The following is a 13,993-nucleotide window of genomic DNA, read 5'->3' as shown; positions in this document are numbered from 1 at the left end:
TCGAGTTTCGAGTTTCGAGTTTTCTAGAATCCGTTCACCCCACCCCAACTTCAAGCACTTTCTTCGCTCTTTCTGCTCTTTCTAAACTCTCTTATTCTCTAATCTCGCTTCTGCTCTTCCTGCTCTTCCTCAACACTCGCACTCTCTAATCTCGCGCCTGCTCTTCCAACTCTTTCAAATGCGCCCGGGTTTTCTGCAATTGGTACATCTGCCAATAACGACCTTGCTGTGCAAGTAGCGCTTGATGCGTGCCTTGTTCTTCCACATGCCCTCGGTGCAGCACCATGATGTTGTCTGCATCTGCGATGGTAGAAAGGCGATGCGCAATCACGACAATAGTCATGGTGTTGCGAAGGGCTGACAGCGCTTGTTGCACGCGCTCTTCAGTGCCGGAATCAATGTTCGCGGTCGCTTCATCAAGGATCAGGATGCGCGGTTTATCCACCAGCACTCGCGCTAACGCGAGCAGCTGTTTTTGACCTGCGGACAAGCTGACATCGCCCGTGCCCAGTAACGTATTTAACGCGTTGGGTAATTCACGCACGTAATCCGCCATGTCGACCAAACCGAGCGCGTCCCACACTGCCTTGTCTGACACATTTCGACCCAGTGTGACGTTGTCGCGAAACGATGACGGAAGCACATGGGGGTCTTGTTGCACCAAGGCAATGCCGTTGCGCAGGGCGTTTTGACTGAGCGAAGCGATTGGGCGACCGCCTAACTGTATCTCTCCTGAGCTTGGGGGATAAAAGCCCATGAGCAAGGAAGCCAGCGTACTTTTTCCGCTGCCTGTGTGCCCAACCAAGGCCAGAAAACCGCCCTCTTTCACGGACACGGAAATGTTGTTCAGCACAGGCGTTGTGCCGTCGTAACTGAAATTCACGTCCGAGACATTGATATCACCGCGCGCAATGGGCGCGTCGTCCTCGCCGTATTGGTGCTGTTTCGCACCCATCAGTTCGAAAAGACGCTCGCCAGCCATGATGGCCTGCTGCAACAACGACAAACGCTGCATCAATTCGATCAAGGGTTCTGTCACGCGGCCGAGGTAACTGATGAAGGCATACAGCACACCGACACCAATCACTTCATGGCCTTGCCAACCAAAGATAGCGACCAAAGACACCAGCGCGATGCCGGAAAGCAAGTCAATCAAAGGGCGCAGGAAGATGCCGTTGATTTTAACAATGCGCACTTCTGCGCTAAGGTGACGTTCGTTCAGCGAAGCAAAGCGTTCAGAGAAACGCTGTTCTTGCCCCATCAATTGAATCAGGCTCATGCCTTGAATCGATTCACTCATCACGCCGTTGATGTCGGTCAGCAAATCACGGGATTCGCGGTAAGGATCAGATGATCGGCGTTGGTAGTAGTACATCACCAGCACGACAGACGGCAGCAAAATCGCCACCACAAGAGTCAGTGTCGGACTGAGTAAATACATGGCGGTGAGCATGGCGGTAATCAGCGCCAAGCTCTGCAAAAAGCTCGCCACCACCTGCACGTAAAGCTCTTTGAGCGATTCGGTGTCGTTGGTCACGCGGGAAACCAGCTTACCTGCGGGCACATAATCAAACGCAGACAAGGGCTGATTGATGATGCTGGCATACACCTTTTTGCGGATGGTTTGCACAATACTCACGGCGATGCGGCTGAAACGAATGCCATAGGCGTAATGCAGAAAACCCGACAATATTGTGACCGTGATATAGCCAATCGCCAGCGCCCACAACATCATCGCGGGGTAGTGATCTTTCGAGACATAATCATCAAGGAAGATGCGAATCAACCACGGGCCACTCACGTCTGCCGCCGCGGCAATCAGCAAGAACACTGCAGCAATGGCAAAGCCTTTTTTGTCTTCGAACAAGTAGCTCAGCAGGCGTTTTAGTATCTCACGCTTATTCATTACGCCTCCTCCAATGCTTGTTCGAGTTGTTGATAGTGCTGCATTTCTGCATACCATCCGTTGGCATCCAACAGCTCTGCATGGGTGCCGCGTTCTTCGATGTGGCCTTTTTGTAGCACAATGATTTCATCAGCAGCTTCAAGCGCCGACAACCGATGCGCAATCACGACCGTGGTTTGATGCTGGGCGCGGTCATGCAGGTTTTTGAGTATGTGGTGTTCTGTGCGCCCATCAACAGCCGATAAGGCGTCATCTAGGATCAGCACTTCGGCATCGAGCAAGAGTGCGCGCGCAATGGAAATACGCTGCTTCTGCCCGCCCGACAAGGTAATGCCTTTCTCGCCCACTTGCGTCTCGTAACCTTCAGGAAACTGCATGATGTCGTCATCAATACATGCAAGCGCGGCGGCAGTGCGGATCTCTTCGCGTGTGGCATCAGGCTTTCCTAGGGCAATGTTGTCAGCAATGCTGCGGGAAAACAGGAAAGGGGTTTGAGTGACAACGGCCATTTTGGCGCGCCACTCGCCTAAACGAAATTCAGGTAAGTAGATGCCGCCGTACGACACAAAGCCTTGAATGGGGTCTTCAAAGCGCAGCAACAAGCTCAGTAACGTCGATTTTCCGCTGCCCACTGGCCCTGCAATGCCGAGCATTTTTCCGGCGGGTAAATCAAGGTGTACATCTCGCAGCGCAGGCACCGCTTGACCGCGCCAAGTGAACTGGTCAATCGCGACAGACAAAGTCTCACGTTCTGCTGGCAAGTCTTTCTCGCCATCCACCAAATCAGGTGTTTCGTTCAAGAGTTCTTTAATGCGTATCCACGCGGCTGAGCCACGCTCAATAATGTTGAACAGCCACGCGATCGCCAGCATCGGCCAAATCATCAAGCCTTGGTACAAGGTAAATGCGGTGAGCTCTCCGAGGGTCATCGCGCCCGTTGCCACTAAATAACCGCCGCCACTGATCGAGCAGAAAAAAGACGCGCCTATGGTGAGATAGATAACCGGATCAAACATGGCATCGACTTTGGCGACGTCCATGTTCTTATCGCCCGTGTCATCTGCGACGGCGTTGAAGCGCTCGATTTGCTGTTGCTCTAAACCAAATGCACGGATCATACGAATGCCGTTGAGCGACGATTGGGTTTCATCAGACAACGACGAAAACGCGGCTTGCGAGGCAGAGAAACGATGGTGCAACTGTGTGCCGAATCGGTTCACCAGAATCGCCATGACAGGCATAGGCAGCAACGCGAGGATGGTCAGTTCCCAACTGATGGTGGTCGTCATCACCACCAACACGGCCAGCCCCATGATGGCGGAGTCTGCGGCAGTGAGCACGCCTTCACCTGCCGTCATCACCACGGCTTTCACATCATTGGTGGTACGCGCCATTAAATCGCCAGTGCGATAGCGCTCAAAGAAGCGCGGCGAGTGTGTCGTGAAGTGTCGATACAGTTTGTCACGCAGCACAGTGCCAAGCTCCGCGGCTGCACCAAATAACCACACGCGCCACACCACGCGTAACACGTACACCAGCCCCCATAATGCGGCGATACCGCCCAATGAAGAGAGCAATATGTTACGGCTAACATCGCCTGTCATTACCCCATCAACCAGCCAACCAATGGCTTTAGGCGGGATCAATTCAAACAGGGACACAAGCATGAGGAAGCCAATTGCGCCGGCATAGCGTTTCCACTGCTGTCGAAAATACCAACTGAGTTCGACGAATATTCGCATTCACTTTCCTTAACCTGCCTGCTCTCTCCTGGCGCCTTGAGGCACGTAATTATAAAGAGACAGGTATCCTTTTTTATTTTTTATCGGCTACTGAGCAAAACCGTTCTCGCACATAACCGCTCGAACAAAAAACCTTTCGGGCACAAAAACCTTTCGCGCATTAAGCGAGCGGCAATGCGGTGGTGTATTTTAACGGCTCCATGGCGAACGTTGACGTCACATTGGTTAACCCTTCAATGCTGTTCACCAGCTTCTTGTAGAAACGATCATAAGCGGCCATGTCTGCCACTTGTACTTTCATCATGTAATCGTATTCGCCCGCCATACGGTAGCATTCCATCACCTCGGGAAATGGCGTCACAGCATCCACAAATGCACGATACCAAGTTTCGGAGTGGTTAGAGGTTTTGATGTGCACAAACGCGGTAAAGGACAAACCTAACGTTTCAGGATCAAGCAGTGCCACACGCTTACGCAACACACCACTTTCTTCGAGGCGTTTCAATCGCTTCCAACATGGCGTGGTCGTGAGATTGACATGTTCTGCGAGATCAGCCAACGACAGCGATGCGTCTCGCTGTAAACAGTCTAATAATTGGCGATCAACTTTATCTAATGTGACAGTCATCAATATACTACTCTTCTTGCCCATTTAAGCAGTCATCGTTTCACCAAACTGCCTAAGGGAGAAATTATTTTTACCTGATCGACAATTGTAGAATATTTTTCTACCGCAATCGAATATTACGACCAAAATGGAAAAACAATACTCTGAACAAGCAGTTAAAGTTTACCTATACCGATTAAAACAAAGAGAACTGCCAATAATGACTGACGCCCCTTGCTGTGCCACTCCGTCCCACTGGGTCTGCGATGCCATCCGTAAAATCGAAGCAGATGTTCAGCGCTCTGCAGATACCCATTTGATCAAGCTCGATATCCCTTACTTCAATGATATCGATATCTACTTGAAGGATGAAAGCACGCATCCAACAGGCAGCTTGAAGCACCGTCTTGCGCGTTCTCTTTTCTTGTATGCTTTGTGTAATGGTTGGATCAACCAAGACACCACCATCATTGAATCTTCATCAGGTAGCACCGCCATTTCTGAAGCCTATTTTGCGCGCCTGTTAGGCTTACGTTTCATCGCAGTGGTACCTAACACCACGTCGAAAAAGAAAATCGAACAAATTCAGTTCTACGGGGGTGAAGCCCACTTCGTTGAACGTTCTGGCGAGATCTATGCGGAATCACACCGCCTTGCAGAAGAGCTGAACGGCCATTATATGGATCAGTTCACTTACGCAGAGCGAGCCACTGACTGGCGTAGCAACAACAACATTGCCAACAGTATTTTCGGTCAAATGAAATACGAGCGTTACGCTGTCCCAAGCTGGATTGTGATGAGCCCAGGCACTGGCGGCACATCCGCAACCATTGGCCGTTTTATTCGTTACCGCTGCCACCCAACACAATTGATGGCGGTCGATCCTGAAAATTCAGTCTTCCACGATTACTTTAAAACAGGCGACAAAACCTTAACGCTGGATCGCGGCAGTAAAATCGAAGGCATTGGCCGCCCTCGCGTTGAGCCAAGCTTCATTCCGGGCGTGATTGACCGTATGGAAACCATCGCAGATGTTGACAGTGTGGCTGTGACGCACTGGCTTGAAAGCATTATTGGCCGTAAAGCGGGCCCTTCAACGGGAACAAACTTGATGGGTGTGCTAATGCTGGCTGAAGAGATGAAAGCCCGCGGCGAACGCGGTTCACTCGTTACGCTACTTTGCGACAGCGGCGAGCGCTACCTCGACAGTTACTACAACGATGAGTGGATAAAGGCCAACATCGGTGATATCACGCCAACGCTGGAAGCACTGCAGAAATACAGCGTTTAATCCCATCCACATGTCATCTGATTTGGGGCGCGCTCATGGCGCCCTTTGTTCTATCAATAAAGAGCACAAGCCAATCAAGCCTTCGTTGATGAGTCAGTACTTTCCTTGGGGTTCTCCGTTTTCATCACGCACCAGCAAATTCATAGCGCATCAACAAAGTCACCTGTACGAGCGGACAGGTAGTTATTAATCAAGTACACACTATGATGGGCGTCATTCTTTTCCCTGACATGCGCTGTAACGTGAAAAAAATATTGGCCATTTCTGCGAGTAGTCACGAACTATCCATCAATCGAAGCCTGCTTGAGGTCGCGACATCAGACATTAAGGGGGTTGCCGTCGATTCTCTGGATATGCGCTACATTTTGTTGCCTCTCTACAACGAAGACAATCAACGTGTATTGGGTTTTCCTGAGCGCCTCTCAGGGATTAAAAGCACTATTCGCGAATATGATGGCTATATTATTGCTACCCCTGAACATAACGGTCTCATGCCCGCAGCGTTCAAAAATTTACTCGATTGGCTTGCACGTGCATGTAAGAATGAAGTCGCACTTTTCGGCAATAAGCCCGTTTTGATCATGAGCACATCTCGCGATAAAAGCGGTGGTGCTACAAACCTTAACATCATGGAAAAGGTGCTCCCCTTACATGGCGCAAAGGTCGTTGGTTCGTATAGCTTGGGAGGCTATTATGACGCCTTCAAAGATGGAAAGCTGAATGTCAGCGATCAAGTGGCATTAGACACCGAGCTCTCGCGCTTTTTACGCGTTGTATCTCCCCATGCAACATCCGGTGTACGCCCTCAACCCTTCAGTAAAAAGCCGGTTTTTGAATTCAAAAATCTGATTTAAAACGACGACTGTTTTCTGTTGCTCCGCCCGTTTATCTTTTATAAACAATCACCACAAGCTCGGCTTGATTAGCAACGAGTACGCCCCCATCAAGCCAACATCGTTGCAATTGACAATTATTGCATAACAAATTGATAAGTAACTCAAAAACAAACCATTCCGCAAAACGGCAGGTCAACAGAAAAGGGTATATTGGGACCTCACTCGCTTTTAAATGGTCGGTTGTAAGCATGGATGCGAACAAGAAAACCTTATTGCAACTGATGGACATTTCTCAGCTCTGTATTACCTCTAACAGCGACAATGACAAGACGTATCAGGTTCTAGATAGTCTACAGAACGTAATCCCTTATTCTTCCGCAATGCTTTCGCTCGATCATCGTGAAGCTTTCTCTCTTACATCGAGTACACAAGTGTTGAGAAAGAATACGCCATTGAGCTGGGTTGATGCCTATCAGCACCTCGAGTACTGGCGCGTCGATCCGGTTCTTAAACGCATTCAACACGTTAACCATGCGGTGTCTTGGCGTGATTGCGAACCCCTTTCGCAGTGCGACAATTTCAGTAATGGCTACAAAAAGCATTTAGGGCGAGATGGTTTATCTATTCAGGTCGCTGGCGACTGTGGTCTCACCATTATTTCGCTGGCACTCGACGCTGAAAAGCAATCAACACATTTTACCCCTCATTTGGAATACCTTGCGCCGCACATCCACGAGATGTTTAACCGCTTAGGCAACTTCAATCGTCAAACCGCTTCCGCGCCAAAGCTCACCAAAAGAGAGAAAGAAGTGCTCGCATGGGCCAAAGAAGGAAAAAGTAACTGGGAGATTGCTGCAATTCTTACCTTGTCCGAACGCACAGTGAAGTTTCATTTCTCCCATGCCTTTCGAAAACTCAATGTGGTGAACCGCTCGCAAGCCGTCGCGAAAGCGATCAGCCTTGGCATCATCGAACTGTAATTTTCCACAACACTCGCCACTGAAAACAACGCGCAAACAGTGTCTTTCAGACATTGAAAAATACCTCGCCGCATAGAGCTGCTCTCGCTTCTGCGTTACACTTCGCCCATAGAACGCATTTAGATATCAGTGAAAGGGTTACCCATGAAAAAAGCGGTTGTTGTCTTTAGTGGCGGGCAGGATTCAACCACGTGTCTGATCCAAGCATTGTCTGAGTTTGACGAAGTGCATTGTATTACCTTTGATTATGGTCAGCGCCATAAGCAAGAAATCGAAGTGGCTGCAGACGTTGCGAAAGAGCTCGGCGCAACCTCGCACAAGGTAATGGATGTCAGCTTGCTCAATGAACTGGCGATCAGTTCACTGACGCGCGACAACATTCCTGTGTCTCATGAGTTGCAGGAAAACGGCTTACCGAACTCCTTCGTGCCTGGGCGCAATATTTTGTTCCTGACGCTGTCTGGTATTTACGCGTATCAATTGGGTGCGGAAACCGTGATTACGGGTGTGTGCGAAACAGATTTCTCGGGCTACCCAGATTGTCGCAACGATTTTGTGCAAGCGATGAACAAAGCCCTGGTACTCGGCATGGACCGCGAACTCGAGCTACGAACTCCCCTGATGTGGCTCAACAAAGCAGAAACGTGGGCGCTGGCTGATAAGTTCGGCAAGCTTGAGTATGTTCGCGATAACACCCTCACTTGCTACAACGGCGTAATTGGAAGCGGCTGTGGTGATTGCCCTGCCTGTGACCTTCGCCATAAAGGCTTAGAGAGCTACATCAACGACAAAGAAAACGTAATGGCGTCACTGGACGGTAAAAGCGAATAAGCTTCGTGCTGCTTGTCTCTTAGCGTTTGTCTTTGAGCGTTTATCTTTAAGCAAAGAACAGATCATCAAAAAGGCAGCCTGGCTGCCTTTTTTAGCATTTGATGAAATACAAAGGTGAAAACCTCGGTTCTTCTCTTGTAGGCCTAACGAGGAGGAAGCATGTACATTGCGGTAAGTGGCACCTGTTATTGGTGTATGGAAGCCGTGTTTAATGCGCTTAACGGCGTGTCAAATGTCGAACAAGGCTTCGTAAAATCTCATGATGGAAAGTACGTAGAAGCGGCGTTCTTTGCGTTCGATGAAAAGACCATCTCTCTGGAAGACATCGCCCGCGTGCACCTTTCCACGCATTCTTGCACCTCAAACCACAGCGCGAGAGAAAGATACCCAAGCGCGATGTATCCACTCGACAATCATCAGCAATCAGCAGTAACAAACGCCATTGCGTTAGCCTGCAGTGATTATGATGCGCCTGTCATCACGACAGCCCAACCGTTCGTGGCGTTTTATCCCAACCCCTCTGCGGTGCAAAACTACTTTTGGCGTCAGCCTGACAAGCCGTTTTGTGATTCGAAAATCCTGCCGAAGCTAAAAGCGCTGGCGGTCACGTTTCCGAGGCTGATAAAGCCCAGTGCCGTGCGCTACCTTCGGGAAACCATTCTCGAGGCACAACACGCATAAAAAAAGCGCCCTTCGGCGCTTTTCTTTTATTCACTCGTCGACATGTTCACGCTTTCGCTGACATGCTCACACTTCGGCTTACTTATCTGCTTTGGCATCCTGACGCTTTTTAAACGCCGCCATTTGCTCGTCGGTCGCTGGAAGCTGGTGATTGGCTTTCCATTCACCGTAAGACATACCGTAAACACGCTCACGTGCATCGTCATCGCTCACGTCAATGCCACGCTGATCCGCTTCAGCTTTGTACCATTTTCCAAGGCAGTTACGGCAAAAATCCGCAAGGATCATCAGATCGATATTTTGCACATCTTTGTTGTTGTCGAGGTGCGACAAAAAGCGGCGAAACGTTGCTGCGTCCAGTTCATCCTGCTGCTGTTGAGTCAATTTTTCCGACATGGCTGACTTCCTATATCTTCGTTATTGTTTGGTGACTATGGTGGTAGAACATACCAATGGATGTAATAAAACGAAAGTGCCGAGTTTCGAGATTTGAGATAAGAGGTGAGAGATGAGAGATAAGAGAGAAGAGAGAAGAGAGAAGAGATTTAAAGCAGCGAGCGACAAAGAAAACAACCACACACAAAAAAGCCAGCATCTCCGCTGGCTTTTGATCTTTCTAGAGACTCGAATCTGCTCTTTCTCGCACCTGGCTCTTAAAAGTCCCCATGACTCGTGCGGTGCGGTTTGATTTGTTCAAGCTCTGCATTCAACTGCGCCTCTACAAAGCCCGGTGAGTGGGTTTTCACAGACAGCAAACGGTACATCGCAGGGATAACGAACAGCGTTACTGCCGTAGCAAAGGTCATGCCCGCAAAAATAACCGTACCCACAGCCACGCGGCTTTCATAACCAGCGCCTGTCGAGAAGATCAGCGGCAATGCACCAATGATGGTGGTGAACGCGGTCATCATAATAGGACGAAGACGACGAACCGATGCATCGATAATGGCTTGCTCAAACGCTTCACCACGGTCACGCAACTGGTTGGCGAACTCAACAATCAAAATGCCGTTTTTGGTCACCATGCCAATCAACATGATCATGCCGATCTGCGAGTAAATGTTCAGACCTTGATCTGTCATCCACAAGCCCACGAAACCACCGAAGATCCCCATCGGCACGGTCAGCATGACCACCAATGGGTTCACGAAGCTTTCGAACTGTGCAGCCAACACCAAATACGCCACCAGCAAGGCCAAACCAAACACAATCAGAATGCTGCTCTGGTTTTCTTTAAAGTCTGCGGATTCCCCTGCATAGCTGATTGAGATATCCGCGGGCAGCAATTCGATGGCTTTCGCATCAAGCAGCGTTAGCGCATCACCCAAGGTGTAACCTTCACCCAAGTTCGCTTTTAGCGTGATGGCTTTTTGCTTGTTGAAGTGACGAAGGCTTTGCGAAGACGCGACCTCTTCCACGTCTGCCAAGGTATCCAAACTGACCAGCTCGCCAGTGCGGGTACGCATGTAGATTTGGCTGATGTCGTCTTTGCTGTTGAAACGCGATTCATCACCACGCAGATACACATCAAACTCTTCACCACGATCGATAAAGGTGGTTTCTGTGCGGCCGCCTAACATCACTTCCATGGTGTTAGAGACATCATCCACACTGATACCCAGCTCAGCGGCACGCTGGCGGTCAATGTTCACCACAAGCTCTGGCGTGGTTTCTGCGTAATCCAGATCTGCGCCTTGCAAAATTGGTGAGGCTTTCGCTTCGTCCAACAGCACTTGCGCCCATTTGTTCAGCTCGTCGTAATCAGGGCCGCCCAACACGAATTGAACAGGCTCGCTCGAACCGCCACGGAAACCCGGCAAGAAAGCACGAACGAAGATATCTGGAATGCCACCCAATGCCTGACGCACTCGGCCTAGCACTTGTTCTGCTGATTGATCACGGTTGTCCCAATCTTCTAGCTGCATGATCACGAAGCCCGTTTGGTCTCCCGCCATGCCGCCAAATGCTGGGGCTTGTAAGCTGATCGACGTCAAAAGCCCTTCTTCGACCAATGGCAACAAGCGCTGTTCCACTTGCTCCATGTTGCCCACCATACGGTTGTAGGCCGTGCCTTCTGCGCCTTTGACAAACGCCATCAACACACCGCGGTCTTCTTGCGGAACAAGCTGTGCGGGCAGTGCTTTCATCAAGAAGTAGCTACCACCCAAACAGGCTGCAATCACGATGGGTGCAACGAAACGGGCACGGATAGCCAGGGTCAACGCATTGCGGTAACTGTTTTCAAATCGGCTGAAGAAGTCATCAACCATGATGTTGAATTTGCCGCGTTTCACGTTGGCTTTCAGGATTTTACTGCCCATAACAGGGGTCAGGGTCAGCGCGACCACGGATGAGAAAATCACCGCCATCGCCAACAACACTGCGAACTCAGTAAAGAGTTTACCGATCATGCCATCCATGAAAGAAATAGGCAGGAACACCATGACCAGCACGGCGGTGGTTGCCACAACCGCAAAGCCCACTTCACGCGTACCGTTGTAGGCTGCCACCAGCGGCGTGTCGCCTTTTTCGATATGGTGGAACATGTTCTCGACCACCACGATGGCGTCATCCACCACCAGACCGATAGCCAGAATCAGTGCCATCAAGGTCAGCAAGTTGATCGAAAAACCAAAGAAGTACGCAGTGATGAATGCCGACACCAACGACACGGGCACGGTGATCGCTGGGATCAAGGTTGCACGCGCCTGACCGATAAAGATGTAGAGGATCAGAACCACCAGCGCACCAGTCACAAACAAGGTGCTGTAAACCTCATCAATCGAACGCTCGATAAACACGGTTGAGTCGTAATCCACCCACAAGCTTGCGCCCGCAGGCAGGAACGGTTGGAACTCTTCCACCAGCGCTCGCACGCCGACTGCCACATCCAATGGGTTCGCATCGGATTGCGCCACAATGCCGAGGCTTAGGTTGTTTACGCCGTTGTTCTTATAGGTCGCATTTTCGTTCTGTGAACCGATATAAACATCTGCCACGTCGCGCAAGTAAATCGGACTGCCATCTGACGCTGTACGCACCACAAGGTATTCGAAATCTTCTGGTGATTGGTACAAGCGTTTTGTACGTACCGTCATCTTGGTGATGTCGTTACGGATTTCACCGCCCGGACTTTCCAAGTTTTCACGACGCAATGATGACGTAATGTCATCTGTCGTCACGCCACGGCCTGCCATCAAGACAGGATCGAGACGCACGTACATGACTTTGTAAAGCGCACCATAAAGTTCAACGGAACTCACGCCCGTCAGCAGGCTGAATTTGTCTTCCAGCACGCGCTGTGCGTATTCAGTGAGCTGTGTGCGGTCCATTTCGGGTGAGGCAAGGTTGATGTAGATAGACGCTTCGCCTGAGCCGTTAGATTTAGACACAACAGGTTCATCAGCTTCATCAGGCAAACGACGCTGCGCACGTGCAACCGCGTCTCGTACATCACTCACGCCTTCGGTGAGGTCCCATTCGATATCAAACTCAACGGTAATGCGAGACATGCCGTTGCGGCTCACAGAGGTGATTTCTTCAATCCCACTGATGCCAGACAGTTCATCTTCGAGTGCTTGGGTAATTTGGCTTTCCATGATGCTGGCTGACGCCCCCGCATATCGGGTCATCACCGACACCACAGGGCTATCAATGTCTGGGTATTCACGCACGGCCAACTTTTCAAAAGACACAATACCGAACACACAGAGCAGCAAACTCAGAACAATCGCGACAACCGGTCGCTTAACGGAGACATCCGAGAGCCACATTTATTTGCCCTCGCCGCTTTCTGCGCTTTTCGCTGCGGTGAGATCGTTCACTTTGGTGCCATCTCGCATGCTGACAAGGCCTTGCACGACAATGCGATCGCCAAGTGCTAAGCCATTTTCAACGGTGACTTTGTTATCGACGCGCGCGCCCAATTTCACTTCGGTACGTTTAGCAATGCCATCATCGCCGACAAGGTAAACAAAGCGCTTGGTGCCTGAATACTCGATGGCTTGAACAGGGATCACTGACGAAATCTGTGGCGCGAAATCCAACAAGGCTTCCATCATCATGCCAGGGCGAAGCAAGCCCGCTTGGTTATCAATGTTAATGCGAGCGCGAAGGTTTAGCGTGTCATTGTTGACGCGTGAATCCACCGCCGTCAGTTGGCCGTTAAACACTTGGTCACGCCACGCCTTCGAACGTGCCGTGACTTTGATGTCTTTGTTCAGATCGCTGAAGTATTGCTCGGGCACATTGATGTCGAGTTGCATCAACGAAAGATCATCGAGGTTCAACAACGCTTCACCAGAAGAAACCAGCTGTCCGCGAGTAATATCGACTAAGCCAACGGTGCCAGAAAACGGGGCTTTAATATGATGGTCGTTGAAGTCAGCGGTAGCAGCATCCAGACGGGCTTTCGCCACATCAACGCTTGCCTGTTGCGCGTCCAACTCAGTTTTGGTTAACGCGCCGCGCTGAACCAGTTTGGAGTATTCACGCAGTTTACGCAGTTCGTCTTTATGGAAGGCTTGCGCTTCGGCCAGTGCCGCTTGTGATTTTGCGGTATCCAGTGTCAAAAGCGATGCGCCCTCTTCCACTTGTTCACCCGCATTGACGTAGATTGCCGAAATCTTCCCACCCACTTCCGGTGCAATCACCACTGAGTGTTCAGATTTAAGGTTACCAATCAAAGAAAGGCTTCGAGAAACCGGGTGGGCTTCCACTTGTGACGTCGCAACTGCAATCGCAGGACGTGACGGTTTACCTGACGGCTGGCCTGCCGCTTCGGAGTTTTTTTGCCAAACAAAGACACTGGCAGCACCAATAACAACAAGGGCAGTGAAAAGGGCTTTCGTTTTCATTTTATAAACCAAGAAGAACAACTGGCCATAGTCTACTCGATGCACCTTTTTCGTGCGGTAAAGAAATGTAAATCCATGGAAATTTTTGCTACTACAAAAATGTATTAACTGACGATATTGGAAAGAATTTTGACCAGTTCGCTCGCCTTTTCATCATGACGTTGAAAAAACCAGCAAACGCACCGTATTTTAGAGAAAATACTTTACAGCTCGGGCGTGTTTGATAAGATGCGCCCCGCACTTGTGGTGGGATTCCCGAGTGG

The 13,993-nt window shown here is 50.2% G+C and carries 11 protein-coding genes; 5 read left to right on the top strand and 6 right to left on the bottom strand.

From position 1 onward, the window contains the following. Positions 1-145: 145 nt before the first annotated feature. From BCT27_RS01180 to BCT27_RS01170, 3 genes are all read right to left on the bottom strand, one after another. The gene (locus tag BCT27_RS01180) at positions 146-1,906 is read right to left on the bottom strand and encodes an ABC transporter transmembrane domain-containing protein (protein WP_102394797.1); all 1,761 of its coding nucleotides are present in this window, start codon (positions 1,904-1,906) and stop codon (positions 146-148) included. Beyond that, complete coding sequence (locus tag BCT27_RS01175) at positions 1,906-3,648, bottom strand: SmdA family multidrug ABC transporter permease/ATP-binding protein (protein ID WP_102394796.1); 1,743 nt, start codon at positions 3,646-3,648, stop codon at positions 1,906-1,908. Before BCT27_RS01175 ends, BCT27_RS01180 begins: the two co-directional genes overlap by 1 nt. Positions 3,649-3,808: 160 nt before the next feature. Beyond that, the gene (locus BCT27_RS01170; protein ID WP_017010424.1) at positions 3,809-4,276 is read right to left on the bottom strand and encodes an Lrp/AsnC family transcriptional regulator; all 468 of its coding nucleotides are present in this window, start codon (positions 4,274-4,276) and stop codon (positions 3,809-3,811) included. 199 nt (positions 4,277-4,475) lie between these two features. Here BCT27_RS01170 and BCT27_RS01165 point away from each other — a divergent pair, with 199 nt between their 5' ends. The 5 genes from BCT27_RS01165 to BCT27_RS01140 all read left to right on the top strand — a co-directional run bounded on the left by BCT27_RS01165 (position 4,476) and on the right by BCT27_RS01140 (position 8,874). Then, positions 4,476-5,546 carry a PLP-dependent cysteine synthase family protein gene (locus tag BCT27_RS01165; RefSeq protein ID WP_102316526.1) on the top strand — a complete coding sequence of 357 codons (1,071 nt, stop codon included), beginning with the start codon at positions 4,476-4,478 and terminating at the stop codon, positions 5,544-5,546. Positions 5,547-5,749: 203 nt separating this feature from the next. After that, the gene (locus tag BCT27_RS01160) at positions 5,750-6,400 is read left to right on the top strand and encodes an NADPH-dependent FMN reductase (protein WP_102391843.1); all 651 of its coding nucleotides are present in this window, start codon (positions 5,750-5,752) and stop codon (positions 6,398-6,400) included. A gap of 230 nt (positions 6,401-6,630) precedes the next feature. Further along, positions 6,631-7,362: a helix-turn-helix transcriptional regulator gene (locus tag BCT27_RS01150; protein ID WP_102394794.1), complete on the top strand. Its 732-nt coding sequence runs from the start codon at positions 6,631-6,633 to the stop codon at positions 7,360-7,362. A 144-nt stretch (positions 7,363-7,506) separates the two neighbouring features. Next, positions 7,507-8,193, top strand: coding sequence for a 7-cyano-7-deazaguanine synthase QueC (gene queC, locus BCT27_RS01145; protein ID WP_102394793.1), 687 nt, complete (start codon positions 7,507-7,509; stop codon positions 8,191-8,193). Positions 8,194-8,352: 159 nt separating this feature from the next. Next, positions 8,353-8,874: a peptide-methionine (S)-S-oxide reductase gene (locus BCT27_RS01140; protein ID WP_102394792.1), complete on the top strand. Its 522-nt coding sequence runs from the start codon at positions 8,353-8,355 to the stop codon at positions 8,872-8,874. Positions 8,875-8,952: 78 nt separating this feature from the next. Here the strand turns inward: BCT27_RS01140 and BCT27_RS01135 are convergent, their stop codons facing one another. From BCT27_RS01135 to BCT27_RS01125, 3 genes are all read right to left on the bottom strand, one after another. Beyond that, positions 8,953-9,270: a DUF1244 domain-containing protein gene (locus tag BCT27_RS01135; RefSeq protein WP_102394791.1), complete on the bottom strand. Its 318-nt coding sequence runs from the start codon at positions 9,268-9,270 to the stop codon at positions 8,953-8,955. A 257-nt stretch (positions 9,271-9,527) separates the two neighbouring features. Beyond that, positions 9,528-12,647, bottom strand: coding sequence for a multidrug efflux RND transporter permease subunit (locus BCT27_RS01130; protein WP_102316531.1), 3,120 nt, complete (start codon positions 12,645-12,647; stop codon positions 9,528-9,530). Then, positions 12,648-13,730, bottom strand: a complete 1,083-nt coding sequence (locus tag BCT27_RS01125; protein WP_026024798.1) for an efflux RND transporter periplasmic adaptor subunit — start codon at positions 13,728-13,730, stop codon at positions 12,648-12,650. It abuts the gene before it with no gap. Positions 13,731-13,993 lie beyond the last annotated feature (263 nt).

Origin of the sequence: Enterovibrio norvegicus (assembly GCF_002876705.1) — a bacterium.
GTDB lineage: Bacteria > Pseudomonadota > Gammaproteobacteria > Enterobacterales > Vibrionaceae > Enterovibrio > Enterovibrio norvegicus_B.
The sequence above is the reverse complement of the archived record's forward strand: the minus strand, read 5'-3'. Positions and strand labels throughout refer to the sequence as shown.